The organism is Pseudomonas sp. 22082 (genome assembly GCF_052046055.1).
In the GTDB taxonomy this organism is placed as follows: domain Bacteria; phylum Pseudomonadota; class Gammaproteobacteria; order Pseudomonadales; family Pseudomonadaceae; genus Aquipseudomonas; species Aquipseudomonas pharyngis.
The window spans coordinates 17052-34275 of sequence record NZ_JBQEQB010000005.1 but is presented as its reverse complement, the minus strand read 5'-3'; the positions used below and the strand labels follow the sequence as shown (position 1 = coordinate 34275).

Annotated in this window: 17 protein-coding genes; 2 read left to right on the top strand and 15 right to left on the bottom strand. The window is 61.6% G+C overall.

What is annotated here, in order from left to right:
• Positions 1-12 precede the first annotated feature (12 nt).
• The 4 genes from fabD to ACTJK9_RS07480 all read right to left on the bottom strand — a co-directional run bounded on the left by fabD (position 13) and on the right by ACTJK9_RS07480 (position 2815).
• A complete protein-coding gene (gene fabD, locus ACTJK9_RS07495; protein ID WP_007950787.1) occupies positions 13-951 on the bottom strand; it encodes an ACP S-malonyltransferase in 939 nt (312 codons plus the stop codon).
• A gap of 125 nt (positions 952-1076) precedes the next feature.
• The gene (gene plsX / locus ACTJK9_RS07490; protein ID WP_085612125.1) at positions 1077-2087 is read right to left on the bottom strand and encodes a phosphate acyltransferase PlsX; all 1011 of its coding nucleotides are present in this window, start codon (positions 2085-2087) and stop codon (positions 1077-1079) included.
• A 4-nt stretch (positions 2088-2091) separates the two neighbouring features.
• Positions 2092-2274 carry a 50S ribosomal protein L32 gene (gene rpmF, locus ACTJK9_RS07485; RefSeq protein WP_003179396.1) on the bottom strand — a complete coding sequence of 61 codons (183 nt, stop codon included), beginning with the start codon at positions 2272-2274 and terminating at the stop codon, positions 2092-2094.
• A gap of 13 nt (positions 2275-2287) precedes the next feature.
• Entirely contained in the window at positions 2288-2815 is a 528-nt protein-coding gene (locus tag ACTJK9_RS07480) for a YceD family protein (protein ID WP_003204262.1), read from the bottom strand.
• Between the two features lie 106 nt (positions 2816-2921).
• Between ACTJK9_RS07480 and ACTJK9_RS07475 the strand changes: the two genes are divergently transcribed.
• On the top strand, positions 2922-3500 hold the full coding sequence (locus ACTJK9_RS07475) for a Maf family protein (RefSeq protein WP_085647444.1): 579 nt from the start codon (positions 2922-2924) through the stop codon (positions 3498-3500).
• 46 nt (positions 3501-3546) lie between these two features.
• On the opposite strand, the gene sppA is transcribed toward ACTJK9_RS07475, so the two are convergent.
• The 3 genes from sppA to rluC are packed head-to-tail and all read right to left on the bottom strand — an operon-like array spanning position 3547 to position 6172.
• Positions 3547-4536 carry a signal peptide peptidase SppA gene (sppA, locus tag ACTJK9_RS07470; protein WP_085612123.1) on the bottom strand — a complete coding sequence of 330 codons (990 nt, stop codon included), beginning with the start codon at positions 4534-4536 and terminating at the stop codon, positions 3547-3549.
• 24 nt (positions 4537-4560) lie between these two features.
• Positions 4561-5223, bottom strand: coding sequence for an HAD-IA family hydrolase (locus ACTJK9_RS07465; RefSeq protein ID WP_440813155.1), 663 nt, complete (start codon positions 5221-5223; stop codon positions 4561-4563).
• Positions 5210-6172 carry a 23S rRNA pseudouridine(955/2504/2580) synthase RluC gene (rluC, locus tag ACTJK9_RS07460; RefSeq protein WP_039770677.1) on the bottom strand — a complete coding sequence of 321 codons (963 nt, stop codon included), beginning with the start codon at positions 6170-6172 and terminating at the stop codon, positions 5210-5212. Before rluC ends, ACTJK9_RS07465 begins: the two co-directional genes overlap by 14 nt.
• Before the next feature lie 699 nt (positions 6173-6871).
• Here rluC and rne point away from each other — a divergent pair.
• The gene (gene rne, locus ACTJK9_RS07455) at positions 6872-10102 is read left to right on the top strand and encodes a ribonuclease E (protein WP_440813153.1); all 3231 of its coding nucleotides are present in this window, start codon (positions 6872-6874) and stop codon (positions 10100-10102) included.
• A gap of 67 nt (positions 10103-10169) precedes the next feature.
• Here the strand turns inward: rne and ACTJK9_RS07450 are convergent, their stop codons facing one another.
• The 8 genes from ACTJK9_RS07450 to ACTJK9_RS07415 form a co-directional block, all read right to left on the bottom strand.
• On the bottom strand, positions 10170-10766 hold the full coding sequence (locus ACTJK9_RS07450; RefSeq protein ID WP_085612120.1) for a nucleotidyltransferase family protein: 597 nt from the start codon (positions 10764-10766) through the stop codon (positions 10170-10172).
• Positions 10763-11743, bottom strand: a complete 981-nt coding sequence (locus ACTJK9_RS07445) for an XdhC family protein (protein ID WP_085612119.1) — start codon at positions 11741-11743, stop codon at positions 10763-10765. Before ACTJK9_RS07445 ends, ACTJK9_RS07450 begins: the two co-directional genes overlap by 4 nt.
• A complete protein-coding gene (locus ACTJK9_RS07440) occupies positions 11743-14064 on the bottom strand; it encodes a xanthine dehydrogenase family protein molybdopterin-binding subunit (protein ID WP_085612118.1) in 2322 nt (773 codons plus the stop codon). Before ACTJK9_RS07440 ends, ACTJK9_RS07445 begins: the two co-directional genes overlap by 1 nt.
• Positions 14061-14531: a (2Fe-2S)-binding protein gene (locus tag ACTJK9_RS07435; RefSeq protein WP_039770687.1), complete on the bottom strand. Its 471-nt coding sequence runs from the start codon at positions 14529-14531 to the stop codon at positions 14061-14063. Before ACTJK9_RS07435 ends, ACTJK9_RS07440 begins: the two co-directional genes overlap by 4 nt.
• A 247-nt stretch (positions 14532-14778) precedes the next feature.
• Positions 14779-15798 carry a UDP-N-acetylmuramate dehydrogenase gene (gene murB, locus ACTJK9_RS07430; RefSeq protein WP_440813150.1) on the bottom strand — a complete coding sequence of 340 codons (1020 nt, stop codon included), beginning with the start codon at positions 15796-15798 and terminating at the stop codon, positions 14779-14781.
• Positions 15795-16259, bottom strand: a complete 465-nt coding sequence (locus tag ACTJK9_RS07425; protein ID WP_085612116.1) for a low molecular weight protein-tyrosine-phosphatase — start codon at positions 16257-16259, stop codon at positions 15795-15797. Before ACTJK9_RS07425 ends, murB begins: the two co-directional genes overlap by 4 nt.
• The gene (gene kdsB, locus ACTJK9_RS07420) at positions 16259-17023 is read right to left on the bottom strand and encodes a 3-deoxy-manno-octulosonate cytidylyltransferase (protein ID WP_039770692.1); all 765 of its coding nucleotides are present in this window, start codon (positions 17021-17023) and stop codon (positions 16259-16261) included. The genes ACTJK9_RS07425 and kdsB overlap by 1 nt, the downstream gene beginning before the upstream one ends.
• A complete protein-coding gene (locus ACTJK9_RS07415) occupies positions 17020-17205 on the bottom strand; it encodes a Trm112 family protein (protein WP_003179363.1) in 186 nt (61 codons plus the stop codon). Before ACTJK9_RS07415 ends, kdsB begins: the two co-directional genes overlap by 4 nt.
• Between the last annotated feature and the right edge of the window lie 19 nt (positions 17206-17224).

Below are 17224 nucleotides of genomic sequence, written 5' to 3'. Positions count from 1 at the left end.
GCTTCTCCTGATTCAGACAGCCGCTGCGCGAGCAGCAGCGAAAGCGTCTGGGGTATTGAGGTTGGAAGTCGAAACGCCTTCGGCGCAACGTTTGTTCAGACCGGCCAGCACTTTGCCAGGGCCACATTCGACCAGGTTGGTCGCGCCTTTGGCGGCCAGGGTCTGGACCGATTCAACCCAGCGAACCGGCTTGTAGAGTTGCTCCAGCAGATCACGCTTGAGGGTTTCCAGATCCGCCGGCACCTGGGCGCTGACGTTCTGCACCACAGGGATCTGCGGTGCCTGCCAGTCGATGGCAGCGATGGACTCGGCGAAGCGCTCGGCAGCCGGGCGCATCAGTTCACAGTGCGACGGCACGCTGACCGGCAGCGGCATGGCACGCTTGGCGCCACGGGCCTTGCAGCCTTCGATGGCACGCTCAACGGCAGCCTTGGCACCGGCGATCACTACCTGGCCCGGGGAGTTGAAGTTCACCGCGCTGACCACTTCGCCTTGTGCTGCTTCGGCACAGGCAGCGAGAACGTCAGCATCTTCCAGACCGAGGATGGCAGCCATGCCGCCCTGCCCGGCCGGTACGGCTTCCTGCATCAACTGGCCACGGCGCTCGACGAGCTTTACCGCGTCGGCCAGGCTCAGGCTGCCGGCAGCGACCAGCGCGCTGTATTCACCCAGGCTGTGACCAGCAACGAAGGCCGGACGCGCGCCACCTTCCGCCAGCCACAGACGCCACAGGGCGATCGAAGCGGTCAGAATGGCCGGTTGGGTTTTGTCGGTTTGATTGAGCAGCTCTTCCGGGCCCTGCTGGGTCAGTGCCCACAGGTCATAGCCCAGAGCATCGGATGCTTCTTTGAAAGTTTCGAGGATCAGTGGATGTTGCGCGCCCAGCTCGGCCAGCATGCCGAGGGACTGCGAACCCTGTCCTGGAAAGACGAATGCGAGGGAAGCAGACATGTAACAAGCCCCTAATGATCTTGTCGTCGGAAAAATGGCATCCCGCTAGAGGGACGCAAGAAACTGACAGTTGGATGGCCCTTTGAACCGGGCGGTCACATTTAAGCATTGTCCGACGAAAACGCCTAAGACAACAAATCCTCCAGTCGGCCGTGCAGGCGCTCGGGAAGATTCTCCTGAATCTCGATCAGCGCTCGCTGAATCGCACTCTGAAACCCCTGAACCCCGGCCGAACCGTGACTTTTCACGACAATCCCCTGCAAGCCGAGGAAGCTTGCGCCGTTATGTCGCGCTGGCGCCAGATCAGCCTGCAGACGCTTCATCAATGGCAGCGCCAGAGCGCCAACAGCACGGGAAGCGAAGTTTTTCTTGAACAAGGCCTCGATACGCGCAGCGATCATCGTCGCCAGGCCTTCGCTGGACTTGAGCAGTATATTGCCGACAAAACCGTCGCAAACCACCACATCCGCCTCGCCGCGATACAAGCCGTCACCTTCGATGAAACCGATGTAGTTAATGCCCCGTGCAGCCTGCAGCAACGTCGCAGCCAGTTTGACCTGCTGATTGCCCTTGATGTCTTCGGTGCCGATATTCAGCAGCGCAACACGCGGACGGGCAATGCCAAGGGTTTGCGCGGCCACGGACCCCATCACGGCGAACTGCAACAAGTGCTCGGCACTGCAATCGACGTTGGCGCCGAGATCAAGCAACTGGCAGTAGCCTTTTTGGGTGGGGATGGCGGCGACCATGGCCGGACGATCGATCCCCGGCAGGGTCTTGAGCACGAATCGCGACAGGGCCATCAGTGCCCCGGTATTGCCGGCACTGACACAGGCCTGGACCTTGCCATCACGCAGCAACTCGAGGGCGACACGCATCGACGAGTCCGGCTTGCCACGCAGGGCCTGGGCAGGTTTTTCGTCCATGGTGATGACTTCGGACGCCGGGACAATCGTCAGGCGCGCGCGATCGGCAGCCGATTGGCCGGTGATCAGTTCTTCAAGAAGGGAAGGTTGACCGACGAGGGTCAGGTGCAGCGAGGGTGTAGCAGAAAGGCAAGCAAGGCTGGCCTGAACAATGCTGCGGGGACCGAAGTCCCCGCCCATTGCGTCAATCGCGATGACTTGAGCGGACAAGTGATTACTCGTCAGCGCCCTTGTCGATCACTTTACGGCCACGGTATACGCCTTCTGGCGATACGTGGTGACGCAGGTGAACTTCACCAGTGGTTTTTTCTACAGACAGGGTGCTAGCCTCGAGAGCGTCGTGCGAACGGCGCATGTCACGGGCAGAGCGGGATTTTTTGTTCTGCTGAACAGCCATAATTGATTAACTCCTAAACGTTTGGGTCACGCTTTAACTGCGCCAATACACTGAACGGGTTGGACCGCGTTACCTCGTCCTCGCTCGGTTCGGGCTCATCTGCTCCCGCCGGCTGCTGGCATTCTTCCGGATGATGAGCAGGCACAATGGGCAAGGCGAGCAGAAGCTCCTCCTCGATCAGTGACTGCAGATCCAATGGATCTTCGCCCAGTTCCAGCACGTCATAACCTTTCGGTAACGACTGGGTATTCGCACCCTCCTTCACAACAGCGTAACTGCATTCGCTGTGGATCGGCAGGGTGACCAGCTCAAGACAACGCTGGCAAACCATTTTGACTTCGGTGTCGATAAAGCTGTGGATCACCACAGATTTACGTTCATCTCGTTCAAAAACGAATTTTGCCTGCACCGTACCGACATCGTCGGAAAGCGGGTCGCAGAGTCTCTTCAAATCGGCCAGCAGCAGTTCACCTTGAAGGGTGGTGCCACGGTCAGCCAATTTGCGCGGGTCAACGTGAGGTGGAATCGGGTCATTCAACATAGGCGCAGCATTATAGGGATGCACCCACCCATGTCAAAGGAAATTGTGCCCTGTCCGTCACTTGCGCGGCTCCGCTAGAATCTGTCGCCTGCCTCTGGAGATGCGAATGCTGCCTTTATTACTCGCTTCAAGCTCGACCTATCGTCGAGAATTGCTCAGCCGCCTGCGCCTGCCGTTCGTCTGCAGCTCACCGAATATCGATGAAAGCCATCGCCCGGACGAGTCGGCAATCGAACTGGTCAAACGCCTCGCCGAACTGAAAGCCCGAGCCTTGACCGACAGCCACCCTGCCCACCTGATCATCGGCTCCGATCAGGTTGCGGTACTCGGCGAGCGCATCATCGGCAAGCCGCACACCTTCGAAAACGCCCGCGAACAACTGATGGCCGCCAGCGGCGCCAGCGTGACCTTCCTCACCGGCCTGGCCCTGCTCAACAGCCAGACCGGCCACTGCCAGGTCGACTGCGTGCCTTTCACCGTGCACATGCGCGTACTGGACCAGGCCCGCGTCGAGCGCTATCTGCGCGCCGAGCAGCCCTACGACTGCGCCGGCAGCTTCAAGGCCGAAGGACTGGGAGTAAGCCTGTTTCAGTCCACCGAAGGCCCGGACGCCACCAGCCTGATCGGCCTGCCGCTGATTCGCCTGATCGACATGCTGCTGGTCGAAGGCGTACAGATTCCCTGACCCACAAAAAACCGGCCCTCAGGCCGGCCTTTCTTGCAACATTCGATCAACGCAACGACGGGCCGTTGAAACCCATCCACATTGCCAGCTTCTCGGCAACGCTGGCACCGAGCTTCTTCGAGAAGCGGTCGAACGGCGATTCCTGAACGGTGAAGTCCACCAGTTCCTTTTCGCCAATCACCTCACGCGCCACCGAACTGGCATTGCCCAGCCCATCGATCAGCCCCAATGGCAGCGCCTGCTCGCCAGACCAGACCAGCCCGGAGAACAGCTCCGGATGCTCCTTGTCCTTCAGGCGATCGCCACGCCCCTGCTTGACGCTGTTGATGAACTGCTTGTGCGTGGTATCCAGCACACTCTGCCAGAACGCCGTTTCTTCCGGCTTCTGCGGCTGGAACGGATCGAGGAACGCCTTGTGCTCGCCGGAGGTGTAAGTGCGACGCTCGACACCGAGCTTCTCCATGGTCCCGACAAACCCGTAACCGGCCGCCGTCACACCAATGGAACCGACCAGACTGGCCTTGTCGGCATAAATCTGATCCGCCGCACTGGCAATGTAATAGGCACCGGAAGCTCCCAGATCGGAAATCACCGCGTACAGCTTGGTGTCGGGATGCAGGCCGCGCAGGCGCTTGATCTCGTCATACACATAACCCGACTGCACCGGACTGCCGCCCGGACTGTTGATGCGCAGGATTACGCCCTTGACCTTCTTGTCCTCGAACGCCGCGCGCAGGCTGCCGACGATATTGTCGGCGCTGGCCGGCTCCTTGTCGGCAATCATGCCGGTGACGTCGATCAGCGCGGTGTAGTTGCCGCTGCGGGTGGCGCTTTTTTCCATGTCCATCAACGGCGTGAACAGGATCAGCGCAACAAACAGATAAACAAAGGTCAGCAACTTGAAGAAGATGCCCCAGCGCCGCGAACGACGCTGCTCCTGCACGCCGGCCAGCAGAGTCTTTTCCAGCAGCTTCCAGCTTTTCGCATCACCGTCGTCGGCAGTTGCCTTGGCCGGTGCTTTCCATTCGTCGGTCATGCCATCCACCCCAGCAAAAACGTATTAAGCCTGCTGCCCCAGCCAGGCGTGCAATTCGGAAAAATGGTCGATCGACAGTCGCGGCTCAAACTGCTGCAGTGATTCGATCGATTGCGCGCCATAACTGACCGCCACCGAATCCATCCCCGCATTGCGCGCCATCAGCAGATCGAAGGACGAATCACCGACCATCAGCGCTTGCTCGGCACGCACACTGCAATGCGCAAGGATCTGCTCCAGCATCAGAGGGTGCGGCTTGCTTGCAGTTTCATCGGCTGCGCGGGTGATATCGAAATAATCTTCCCAGCCATTGGCCTTGAGCACCCGATCCAGCCCGCGACGATTCTTGCCGGTCGCGACAGCCAGGTGATAGCCCTGCTCGCGAAAGGACGCCATCGACTCGACTACGCCTTCGAACAACGGCGAAGGCACGGCTTCTGCAGCGATGTAGTGATCGGCGTAATACTCGCGAAACAAGGTCATTTCGGCATCGCTGATTTCCGGATACAGCGTGCGGATCGCCTCGGGCAAGCCCAGACCGATGATGCCTTTGACGGCAAAATCATCACGCAACTCGAAACCTGAACGCCCGGACGCCGAGTGCATCGCCTCGACAATCCGATGAATGGAATCGGCCAGGGTGCCGTCCCAATCGAAAATCAGCAGCTTGTAATCAGATGGGCGCACTCAATCGCTCCACAGTCTTGGCCCACATTTCATCGACCGGTGCCTGCAACTTGAGTTCACCGCCATCGGGCAGCGGCACGGTCAGCATGTAGGCGTGCAGGAACAGGCGCTTGCCGCCCAGATCACGGATTTCCTTACTGAAACCGTCATCGCCGTATTTGGTGTCACCGGCAATGCAGTGTCCGGCGTGCAACGTGTGGACGCGGATCTGGTGCGTGCGCCCGGTGATCGGTTTGGCCTCGATCAAAGTGGCAAAATCGCCGAAGCGACGCAGGACCTTGAACACGGTCACAGACTCCTTGCCCTCCTCCTCGTCGACCTCGACCATGCGCTCACCGGAGCGCAGATTGCTCTTGCCGAGCGCCGCACGGACCTGCTTGATCGAGGTCGCCCAGTTGCCGCGAACCAGTGCCATGTAGCGCTTGTCGACACCGTCACCGCGCAACGCGGCATGCAAGTGACGCAACATGCTGCGTTTCTTGGCGATCATCAGCAGGCCGGAGGTGTCGCGATCGAGACGGTGAACCAGCTCGAGCTCCTTGGCATCGGGGCGCAACTGACGAAAGGCTTCGATAACGCCGTAATTCAGGCCGCTGCCACCGTGAACCGCAATGCCGGCGGGCTTGTTGATCACGATCAGGGCTTTGTCTTCGTAGACAATCGAGGCTTCCAGGCGCTGCAACAGGCCTTGAGCCAAAGGGACCGGCTCGTCACGCTCAGGCACGCGCACCGGCGGCACGCGCACAATGTCGCCGGCCTGCAGCTTGTATTCGGGCTTGATCCGACCTTTGTTCACGCGCACTTCGCCTTTGCGCAAAATGCGGTAAATCAAGGTCTTGGGCACGCCTTTGAGCCGGGCGAGGAGGAAATTGTCGATTCGTTGGCCGGCATATTCCGGCGAGACCTCAAGCAGTTGAACGCCTGGAGTCGTAGGGGCAGTAGTCGTCATGGCGCGGATAATAACAATTTTTTATGGAATTGAAGCACTTAATCATTGCTGCTATAGTCGCGAACGCCGCCAAAAGCGGCCTGGACAGCGGAACCACGGTCAAAAACCGGCCCTGACCAACGCAATTCACCAGGACGCGAGGCCGTCCTACGGGGCTTTTGCTACGTAACGGTGGAGTTTGCAGCTGTAACAAGCGCAGGTGACATGAGGCCTGAATCACGCCGCAAAGCAGAGTTTTCACTCGCCACGCGAGCCATATTCACGGCCAGTTCACAAAGTGCAGTCAGCCGCGGATGACCCCGAGCGAAGACTCCGGAAACACCGCCTGAATTAGCCATGATGCGTGACCTCCCCTTTCGGAGCTCACGGTAAATGCCAACCCGCTGCGGATTCTGCGCGCGGCAGCACCCGAATTATCAGGGATACGTGTAGGGTGGAGATGCACAACCGCTGGACTGTGTAGCAACAGGTTTTATCAAGACGCTTCATCTCGTCCACAGCCACCGGTTGATTCCTCCTCCTGACTGAGTGCTTAAGTAGCCACAGCAAGCAGGACGCGTACGTCGCGATAACGGCCCAATTGGCCGGACATCGCTGGACACGGGAATGGCCAACCACTCCCGACGCACCTGACACCGACCGTGAGAAGTCGTGTGTGCCGAACGCCGTTTCCGGCAGCCCGGAAACCGACGGTACTACATGAAAAGAATGCTGATTAACGCAACTCAACCCGAAGAGTTGCGTGTTGCACTGGTAGATGGCCAGCGCCTCTACGACCTGGACATCGAATCCGGTGCACGCGAGCAGAAGAAGGCCAACATCTATAAAGGCCGCATCACTCGCATCGAACCAAGCCTTGAGGCTGCCTTTGTCGATTTCGGCTCCGAGCGCCACGGCTTCCTGCCCCTCAAAGAAATCTCCCGCGAATACTTCAAGAAAGCCCCTGAAGGCCGCGTCAACATCAAGGACGTCCTGAGCGAAGGCCAGGAAGTCATCGTTCAGGTCGAAAAAGAAGAACGTGGCAACAAGGGCGCAGCCCTGACCACCTTCATCAGCCTGGCCGGTCGTTACCTCGTTCTGATGCCGAACAACCCGCGTGCCGGCGGCATCTCCCGTCGCATCGAAGGCGAAGAGCGCAACGAACTGCGTGAAGCGCTGAACGGTCTGGTCGCTCCAGCCGACATGGGTCTGATCGTGCGCACTGCCGGCCTGGGCCGCAGCAGCGAAGAAATGCAGTGGGACCTCGATTACCTGCTGCAACTCTGGACCGCCATCAAAGAAGCCTCGCTGGATCGTTCCGCGCCATTCCTGATCTACCAGGAAAGCAACGTGATCATCCGCGCGATCCGCGATTACCTGCGCCAGGACATCGGCGAAGTGCTGATCGACAGCGTTGAAGCCCAGGACGAAGCCCTGACCTTCATCCGCCAGGTGATGCCGCAGTACGCCAGCAAGATCAAGCTGTACGAAGACAGCGTTCCGCTGTTCAACCGTTTCCAGATCGAAAGCCAGATCGAGACCGCTTTCCAGCGCGTCGTCGAACTGCCGTCCGGCGGCTCCATCGTCATCGATCCGACCGAAGCCCTGGTGTCCATCGACATCAACTCGGCGCGCGCCACCAAAGGCAGCGACATCGAAGAAACCGCCCTGCAGACCAACCTTGAAGCCGCCGAAGAAATCGCCCGTCAGTTGCGCCTGCGCGACATCGGCGGCCTGATCGTCATCGACTTCATCGACATGACCCCTGCCAAGAACCAGCGCGCCGTGGAAGAGAAAGTCCGCGAATGCCTGGAAGCCGACCGCGCCCGCGTGCAGATCGGCCGCATCTCGCGCTTCGGCCTGCTGGAAATGTCCCGTCAGCGCCTGCGTCCTTCGCTCGGTGAAAGCAGCGGCATCGTCTGCCCGCGCTGCAGCGGCACCGGCATCATCCGTGACGTCGAATCGCTGTCCCTGGCGATCCTGCGCCTGATCGAAGAAGAAGCCCTGAAAGACCGCACCGCCGAAGTTCGCGCTCAAGTACCGATCCCGGTGGCCGCGTTCCTGCTCAACGAAAAACGCAACTCGATCACCAAGATCGAACTGCGCACCCGCGCCCGCATCGTCATCCTGCCGAACGATCACCTCGAAACCCCGCATTTCGAAGTTCAGCGTCTGCGTGACGACAGCCCGGAAGCCGCGACCAACCAGTCCAGCTACGAAATCGCTGCCGCTGCCGCCGATGTCGAAGACGTCCAGCCAGCCGCCGCGACCCGCACCCTGGTTCGCCAGGAAGCCGCGGTCAAGACGGCTCCGGCCCGCGCCAACGCTCCGGTTCCGACCGAAGTCGCCGCTCCGGCCCCGGCACCTGCTCCAGTTGCCGCGCCAGAGCCAAGCCTGTTCAAAGGCCTGGTGAAGTCGCTGGTCAGCCTGTTCGCCACCAAGGAAGAGCCGGTTGCTCCGGTCGTGGTTGAAAAACCAGCCACCGAGCGTCCGGCCCGCAACGAAGAGCGTCGCAACGGTCGTCAGCAGAGCCGCAACCGTAATGGTCGCCGCGATGAAGAGCGCAAGCCGCGCGAAGAGCGTGCACCGCGTGAAGAGCGCGCCCCACGTGAGCCGCGTGAAGAGCGTCAACCGCGCGAACCACGTGAAGTCCGCGAGCCACGCGAATCCCGTGACGAAGCACCGGTAGCCCGCGAAGAACGCGCACCACGCGCGCCTCGTGAAGAACGTGCACCACGTGCTCCGCGTGAAGATCGCAAGCCACGTGGCGAGCGTGAAGAACGCGTACGTGAACTGCGCGAGCCTCTGGATGCCGCTCCGGCCGTTGCTGCCGCCGCCACCGCTGAAGAGCGTCCGGCCCGTCAGCCACGTGAAGAACGTGCGCCACGTCCTCCGCGTGAAGAGCGTCAACCGCGCGCCGAACAGGCCGCTGCTGCCATCGCTGAAGAAGAAATCACCACCAACGAAGAGCAGCTGCCGGAAGAAGGTTCGGAGAACGCCGAAGGCGATCGTCCACGCCGCCGCTCCCGTGGTCAGCGTCGTCGCAGCAACCGTCGCGAGCGTCAGCGTGATGCCAATGGCAACGTGATCGAAGGTTCGGAAGAGTCCGAGTCCGGCGAAAACGCCCAGGCGCCAAGCACTGCCGATCTGGCTGCTGGTCTGGCTGTTACCGCTGCTGTTGCCAGCACCGTGATCAGCGCTCCGGCTGAAGCTCAGGCCCACGAGCAAGCTGAACGCGCTACCGCTGCAACACTGGAAACTGCTCCAGTAGAAGCGCCGGTTGTTGAAGCCACCACTCCGGTCGTAGCGCCTGCTGCTCCGGAAGTCGAAGTAGCTCCGGCTCGCGAAGCTCAGCCTCAGGTTGAAGTCGCTGCCGAACCAGCTGTGTCCTTTGAAGCGCCAGCCGTCGCTGAACAGTCGGTTGTCGAAACCGTCGCTGAAACCGTGACCGAAACCGTGCGTGAAGTTCGCGAAGAACAGACCGCGTTCAACTGGGTCGCCGAGCCGGCTGCCACTGAAACACCAGCGCCAGTGGTTGAAGCGCCTGTTGTTGAAGAAGCCAAGGCTGCCGAGCCAGTAGTTGTTGCTGAACCGGCACCGGTCGTTGAAGCCCCTGTGGTTGAAGCGCCAGTTGTAGCCGAAGCACCAGCGCCAGTGGTTGAAGCAGCTCCGGTCAGCGCCCTGACCCCAAGCGGCCGCGCGCCGAACGACCCGCGTGAAGTGCGTCGTCGCAAGCGTGAAGAAGAGCGTCTGCAGAAGGAAGCCGAGCTGGCTGCCGCTGCCGCCGCTGCTGCTCCAGCTGCCGAAGTGGTCGAGGCGGCTCCTGCCCCGGTCGCCGAGGAAGTGGCCGTTGAATCCGTGATTGCCGAAGCACCACGCTCCGTTCAGGAAGCGGTCGAGCAACACGAAGAGGCCCAGGAAAAAGAACACGAGCCTAAACCCCTCGTCTGATTCCAAAAGCCACTAAAAAGCCCCGCCTGGTGATCCAGGCGGGGCTTTTTTATATCTCAAGGTTTTATCAGGAGGGCGGGAACACCAGCGCATCCGGCACATCGATATCCCACAACACCCCCGGGTCATCCACCGCGACTTCAATCACCCGACCTTGGGCAAACAGCGGTCTGGCGCCCCGGTCACCGGACAAAGCCATCAGCCCTGCGGCGAACGAGCGGCCAAACCCGACCGGATGCCCATAGTCACCATTCAACGTCGGTACGCTGACGGAATCCTCGGCAATCGCCGCCACGACCCGCTCAATGCTCGACGGCAGGATGAACGGCATGTCGCCCAGCACAATCAGCCAGCCATCGGCCTCCGGGCAAGCCGCCACACCCGCCGCGATGCTGTCGCCCATTCCCGTGGACTCGATCGAGACAATGTCACACCCATAAGCCTGCGCCATGCGCATCGCCTGCGGGCGCGCCTCGGTCGTCACCAGCACTCGCTGATCGAGACTCGCCGGCAGGTTGACCAACACCTGCTCGATCACCGAACGCACCGCACCGTCGCGCCCGGTGCAATCGGCCAGCAGCTTGTCCTTGTCGGAACCCGCCACTTCGCGAAAGCGGCTGCCCTCGCCCGCCGCCAGCACAATCACTCCGATGGATCGGCTCATACGCTCTCCAGTGTCTTCTTCTGTTTGAGCTCGACACCATTCTTGATCGCGACGATTTCCGCCAACAGCGACAGGGCGATTTCCGCCGGTGAATGGCTGCCGATGTGCAAACCGATCGGCCCGTGCAAACGGGCGATGGCCGCTTCCGACAAGCCTAGCTCAGCCAGATTTTCCCGACGCTTGCGGCTGTTGACCCGTGAACCGAGTGCGCCGACGTAGAACGCCTTGGAGTCGAGCGCCGTGAGCAGCGCCATGTCATCCAGCCGTGGGTCGTGAGTCAGCGCGACAATCGCCGTGCGTTCATCGGTCTGGATATTCAGCACTGCTTCGTCCGGCATGCCGGGGACAAAACGTCCATGCTGCTCTTCCCAGCCATAGACGAACTCGGTGCGCGGATCACAGATCAGCACTTCGAAATCCAGCAGCCGCGCCATCTCGGCCACATACCGTGACAACTGCCCGGCGCCGATCAACAGCAGGCGCCAGCGCGGACCGTAAATGGCACGCAGGGTCTGGCCGTCGAAGCTCAAGGTGTCAGCCTTGCCGGCCGGTCGCAACACCACCTCGCCAGTGCCGATGTTCAGCTCACGAGCGACGATTTCGTGAGCCTCGCAACGTTCCAGCAACTCGGCGACCCACGCCGGATCGCCGACCCGCTCCTCGGTGAGGCGCAGGGTGCCGCCGCAAGGCAGGCCGAAGCGCGCCGCTTCTTCCTGCGTCACGCCGTAGGTGATCAACTGCACCGGCGGCCCGTTGGCGGGAATCCGCCCGTCGTGCAGCCGGGCGATCAGATCATCCTCGACGCAACCGCCGGACACCGAACCGATCACCACGCCATCTTCGCGCAACGCCAGCATTGCGCCGGGCGCCCGGGGCGCGGTGCCCCAAGTCTGCACGACACTGAACAACATCACTCGCTGCCCGGCGCGACGCCATTCGAGCACACTGCGCAGGACATTCAGATCGGCGCTGTCCATCACGCTTGCGCCTTCTGCCAGCCCTGCAACTGGTAACGCACCGGCAGGTTACGGATGCGCTGACCGGTGGCGGCGAAGATCGCGTTGCACAGCGCCGGCGCAATCGGCGGCACGCCCGGTTCGCCGACGCCACCCAGCGGCACCTCGCCCGGCGGCGTTACCAGATGCACCGCGACTTCCTTCGGCGCCAACGACATGCGCGCCACTTCATACATATGGAAGTTGTCCTGCTGCACCTTGCCGTCCTTGAAGCTGATTTCGCCCCACACGGCGTTGCCCAGGCCCATCACGCAGGCGCCTTCGAACTGCGAACGGATGCGCTCGGGGTTGATCTGCGGGCCGCAATCCACGGCGATATCCGCCTTGTGCACGATCAGCGTGCCGTCGTCCTTGACCTCGACTTCGATCACCGCCGCCACGTAGGTGACGAAGCTGTAATGCACCGCCAATCCGAGGCCACGACCCTTGGGCAGTTGACGACCCCAACCCGCCGCCTTGGCCGCAGTCTCGAGCACGGTGCGCATGCGCCCGGTGTCGATCGGATAACGCTCGGGGGATTCGCCGTAGTTCCATTCTTCACTGAGCGTGCGCGGATCAATCTGCCGATCCGGGCCGAGCAACTTGATCTGGTACTTGAGCGGATCTTCCTTGGCCTTGTGCGCCAGTTCGTCGACGAAGCTCTGAATTGCGAAGCCATGGGGAATGTTCGACACCGAGCGATACCAGCCGACCCGCGTATGAACCGTGGCTTCAGGGTTTTCCAGGCGCACGTTGGGAATCGCGTAGGCCATGTTGGTGAAACCCATGCCCAGCTCGAACGCAGCTTCGTGATTCATGCCCGGCGCAAACAGCGCGGTAATGCTCGGCGCTACCGTGCGGTGCAGCCAGGCGGACGGCAAACCGTCCTTGCCCACGCCGGCCTTGAGGTATTCGGCGGACACCGTGTGGAAATACGAATTGTGGATGTCGTCTTCCCGGGTCCACTGCACGCGCAAGGCTTTGCCAGGAAACTCCTTGGCGAGTACGGCCGCTTCAACGACGAAGTCCGGTTTGGACTTGCGGCCGAAACCACCGCCCAACAGCGTGACGTTGAAGGTGACGTTATCGAATGGCAGCCCCAGGCGTTCGGCGATCCGCTCACGGGTGACCTGCGGCGCCTGGCTCGGTGCCCAGGCTTCGCAAGTGCCATCCTTGTAACGGGCGATGGCCACCATCGGTTCCATCGGCGCCTGTGCCAGATGCGGCAAGTAATAAGAGGCTTCCAGCGTGCTGGCGGCACCGGCGATGGCTTTGTCGATGTCGCCGGTATTGCGTACCACTTTGCCCGGTTTCAGCGAAGCGGCTTCGATCTCCTTGCGATAGGCGACCGAGTCATAAGTGGCGTTCGGGCCGTCATCCCACTCGATTTTCAGCGCTTCACGGCCCTTCAATGCCGCCCAGGTATTGCTGGCCACCACAGCCACGCCACCCAACGGCTGAAATTCCGAAGGCAATGGCCGGGGTTCGATCTGGATGACTTTCAGCACGCCCGGCACCTTCAGCGCGGCGCTGTCGTCCACCGACTTGACCTTGCCGCCGTAAACCGCAGGACGCGCGATGACCGCGAACAACATGCCGTCGAAATGCACGTCGGCCCCGTACACCGCGCGGCCATTGACGATGTCGGCACCGTCGATGGCTTTGGTGCCTTCCTTGCCGATGTAGCGGAATTCCGACGGTTGCTTGAGCCGCAGGCTGTCACGGGCCGGCACCGTCAGCGCACTGGCCGCAGCGGCCAGTTCACCGTAACCCAGCTCGCGTCCGGACGGCGTGTGAATGACTTTATGCAGTTGCGCGCGGCATTCGCCGACTGGCACCTTCCACTGGGCGGCGGCCGCTTGTTCCAGCATGGTACGGGCGGCGGCGCCGCAACGGCGCATTGGTTCGTACCAGTGACGCATGCTGCGCGAGCCGTCGGTGTCCTGGTTGCCGAAGCGCACCTCATCACCCGGCGCCTGCTGAACCTTGACGTGCGCCCAGTCGGCTTCCAGTTCATCGGCGACCACCATGGTCAGGCTGGTACGCACACCCTGGCCCATCTCCGAACGGTTGCAGACCACGGTTACCGTGCCGTCGGCGGCAATGCTGACGTAGACCTTCGGATCGTCGATCCAGCCGTTGGGCATGCCATCGGCGCCGAACTGCTTGGGCTTGTCTTCGGCCAGCGCATCCTGCCAGCCCCAGCTCGCCGCCAGCACCAGCGCACCCGTGGCGCCGACGCCCTTGAGGAAGCCCCGGCGACTCAGGTTGCTCAGGGCGAAATCGTTCGGTAGACGGCTCATGCCTTGGCCTCCTTCAGGTGAGTGGATGCCTGGCGGATCGCGGTCTTGATCCGGTTGTAGGTGCCGCAGCGGCAGATGTTGCCGACCATCGCTTCTTCGATCTGCTCGTCGCTCGGGTTCGGGTTGGTCTTGAGCAACGCGGTGGCGGACATGATCTGCCCGCCCTGGCAGTAACCGCATTGGGCCACAGCGGTGTCGAGCCAGGCTTGCTGGACGATCTGACCGACCGGGTCGGCATGCAGGTTGTCGATGGTGGTCACGTTCTGCCCGACCACCGAACCGATCGGGGTGATGCAACTGCGCGCCGGCGCGCCGTCGATATGAATGGTGCACGCACCGCACAGGCCCATGCCGCAGCCGAACTTGGTGCCGTTGTAACCGGCGACGTCGCGGATCGCCCACAACAGCGGCATGTCCTCGGTGACATCGAGTGGATGATCTTGACCATTGAGTTTCAGGGTAATCATGGGCACGCCCGCATATTCTTGGAGGTTATGGGGTCGAGCCATCTGCCACCGCAGGGACGGTAGTGGTTCGCGCAGATCGGCTCAGGCTAATCAGGCTCTCTTGTGCCGACGGGAATGTCTGCAACGGGCCTTTGGTGGAGCAAATGGTTGGTATCGTTAGCTGGCTACGTTAACCCGCGATTAACAAAAAAGCCCTGCACTTTTTAAATAAGTGCAGGGCTTTGGGTTCAGCCTTGAAAGCGTAGCCTCAATACCTGTTGGGCTCCATTTCCAGCTCGACATTGAAACGTTCTGAAATGTCTTTCTGGATGCGCTGCGCCAGATCGAGCAATTGCAGCCCGGTCGCCGCACCGTAGTTGACCAGCACCAGCGCCTGCAATTTATGCACGCCGGCATCGGCCTCACGGAAACCTTTCCAGCCGGCACGCTCGATCAACCAGCCGGCCGCCAGCTTCATCTGCCCGTCCGGTTGCGCGTAGGCCACCAGATCCGGATGCTGCGCCTTGATCTGTGCAACCACGGCCGCCGACACCAGCGGGTTCTTGAAGAAGCTACCGGCATTGCCGAGCACCGCCGGGTCCGGCAGTTTTTCGCTGCGGATGCTGCAGATCGCTCGACTGACGTCTGTCGGCGTCGGCTGCTCGATGCCCTGCTCGGTCAGACGCTGACGCACCGGACCGTATTCCAGATGCAAATGCGCGACTCGGTCCAGTGCGAAGCGCACCCGCAGAATCAGCCAACGACCCGGCTGCTGCTTGAACACACTATCGCGGTAGGCAAAGTTGCACTCTTCCAGGCTGAAGTCGCGCAGCTCGCCGGTCTGGCGATCCAGCGCCGTCAGGCCGGCGAACACATCCTTGATCTCGACGCCGTAAGCACCGATGTTCTGCATCGGCGCAGCGCCAACAGTGCCGGGGATCAGGCTGAGATTCTCCAGCCCGGAAAAACCCTGCGCCAGCGTGTGCTGCACGAACGGGTGCCACGGCTCACCGGCTTCGGCTTCAATCACCACGCGGCTGCCGTCGTCGCTGATGACACGAATGCCACGGCTGGCCATGCGCAGCACCAGTGCCGGGATATCCGCCGTGAGCAACAGGTTGCTGCCGCCGCCGATCACCAGCAACGGCACGTTGTGAGAAGTCGTGTAAGCCAGGGCTTCGCGCACATCGGCGTCACTGTGAGCTTCGGCAAACAGCTGCGCGCGAACGTCAACGCCAAAGGTATTGAAGGGTTTCAGGGAAACCTGCGGTTGTATCTGCAAACTCATAACCGCCCCTTCACTTCAATCAACAGCTGATCGCAGGCACGCTCGATCAGATCCAGCACCTGCTCGAAGCCCTGATCGCCGTCGTAATACGGATCCGGCACCTCGTCGACTTCACCTTCGTAGCGGCGCAGGAACAAGTCCAGCTCGGCCTTGCCGGTGGACGGCTGCAAGGCCTTGAGGTTGCGCAGGTTGCTGTTGTCCATGGCAAGGATCAGGTCGTAGCTGGCGAAATCGGCGCGGCTGACCTGCTGCGCGCGTTGCGCCGACAGGTCATAACCGCGCAGCTTGGCCGCCGCCTGGCTGCGCTTGTCCGGCGGATTGCCAACGTGCCAGTCGCCAGTGCCGGCAGAGGCCACTTCGACCTGATTCGCCAGCCCCGCTTCGCGCAATTTGTGGCGCAACACGCCTTCGGCGGTGGGCGAACGGCAGATGTTGCCCAGGCACACGAACAGAACGCGCATCAGGCCTCCAGCAGGCGACGGACGCGCTCGAGGTCTTCGGCGGTGTCGACCCCGGTCGGCGGCGCGATCAACGCGTCAGCCACATGAATCCGCACGCCGTGCCACAGGGCACGCAATTGCTCGAGGGATTCGGTGTTTTCCAGCCAGCACGGACCCCAGCTCACGAAGTCCTGAAGGAAGCCTGCGCGGTAGGCATAAATGCCGATGTGACGACGATACGGCACGCCTTCCGGCAGCACGTCGCGGCTCTTGGCAAACGAATCGCGGGCCCATGGCAGGGTCGCTCGACTGAAGGTCAGCGCCAGACCGTTGAGGTCGCTGACGACCTTGACCACGTTCGGGTTGAACAGGGTTTCCACGTCTTCGATCGGCTCGGCCAGGGTGGCCATGCGCGCCTCGGTGTGGGCTGCAAGGTTGGCGGCGACCTGATCGATCACGCTCGGTGGGATCAGCGGCTCGTCACCCTGCACGTTGACCACGATGGCATCCGGCTCCAGACCCAGCTTCGCCGCCACTTCAGCCAGACGATCGGTACCGGAGTTGTGATCTTCACGGGTCAGCACCACTTCAGCGCCGAAAGCCTTGCAGGCCTCGACGATACGCGCATCGTCGGTCGCCACGACCACACGGCTGGCGCTGCTTTTGCTCGCCTGTTCCCAGACGTGCTGGATCATCGGCTTGCCGGCGATGTCCAGCAGCGGTTTGCCCGGCAGACGGGTCGAGGCGTAACGCGACGGGATGACAACGGTGAAGGCGGTGGTCATTTATCCAGACGCTCGTCGGTGGTCAGGGTGCGGGCTTCGCTTTCCAGCATGACCGGGATGCCGTCGCGGATCGGGTACGCCAGACCGGCGCCCTTGCTGATCAGTTCGGTCTTGTCGGCGCTGAGCTTGAGCGGGCCTTTGCAGACCGGGCAGGCGAGGATGTCGAGCAATTTGGTGTCCATGAACATTCCCTGGATAAAA

Excerpts from the sequence above, each read along its gene's own strand:
- fabD (WP_007950787.1), bottom strand. The coding sequence starts at position 951 with ATGTCTGCTTCCCTCGCATTCGTCTTTCCAGGACAGGGTTCGCAGTCC.
- rpmF (WP_003179396.1), bottom strand. The coding sequence starts at position 2,274 with ATGGCTGTTCAGCAGAACAAAAAATCCCGCTCTGCCCGTGACATGCGC.
- ACTJK9_RS07480 (WP_003204262.1), bottom strand. The coding sequence starts at position 2,815 with ATGTTGAATGACCCGATTCCACCTCACGTTGACCCGCGCAAATTGGCT.
- ACTJK9_RS07475 (WP_085647444.1), top strand. The coding sequence starts at position 2,922 with ATGCTGCCTTTATTACTCGCTTCAAGCTCGACCTATCGTCGAGAATTG.
- sppA (WP_085612123.1), bottom strand. The coding sequence starts at position 4,536 with ATGACCGACGAATGGAAAGCACCGGCCAAGGCAACTGCCGACGACGGT.
- rluC (WP_039770677.1), bottom strand. The coding sequence starts at position 6,172 with ATGACGACTACTGCCCCTACGACTCCAGGCGTTCAACTGCTTGAGGTC.
- rne (WP_440813153.1), top strand. The coding sequence starts at position 6,872 with ATGAAAAGAATGCTGATTAACGCAACTCAACCCGAAGAGTTGCGTGTT.
- ACTJK9_RS07450 (WP_085612120.1), bottom strand. The coding sequence starts at position 10,766 with ATGAGCCGATCCATCGGAGTGATTGTGCTGGCGGCGGGCGAGGGCAGC.
- ACTJK9_RS07445 (WP_085612119.1), bottom strand. The coding sequence starts at position 11,743 with ATGGACAGCGCCGATCTGAATGTCCTGCGCAGTGTGCTCGAATGGCGT.
- ACTJK9_RS07440 (WP_085612118.1), bottom strand. The coding sequence starts at position 14,064 with ATGAGCCGTCTACCGAACGATTTCGCCCTGAGCAACCTGAGTCGCCGG.
- ACTJK9_RS07435 (WP_039770687.1), bottom strand. The coding sequence starts at position 14,531 with ATGATTACCCTGAAACTCAATGGTCAAGATCATCCACTCGATGTCACC.
- murB (WP_440813150.1), bottom strand. The coding sequence starts at position 15,798 with ATGAGTTTGCAGATACAACCGCAGGTTTCCCTGAAACCCTTCAATACC.
- ACTJK9_RS07425 (WP_085612116.1), bottom strand. The coding sequence starts at position 16,259 with ATGCGCGTTCTGTTCGTGTGCCTGGGCAACATCTGCCGTTCGCCCACC.
- kdsB (WP_039770692.1), bottom strand. The coding sequence starts at position 17,023 with ATGACCACCGCCTTCACCGTTGTCATCCCGTCGCGTTACGCCTCGACC.
- ACTJK9_RS07415 (WP_003179363.1), bottom strand. The coding sequence starts at position 17,205 with ATGGACACCAAATTGCTCGACATCCTCGCCTGCCCGGTCTGCAAAGGC.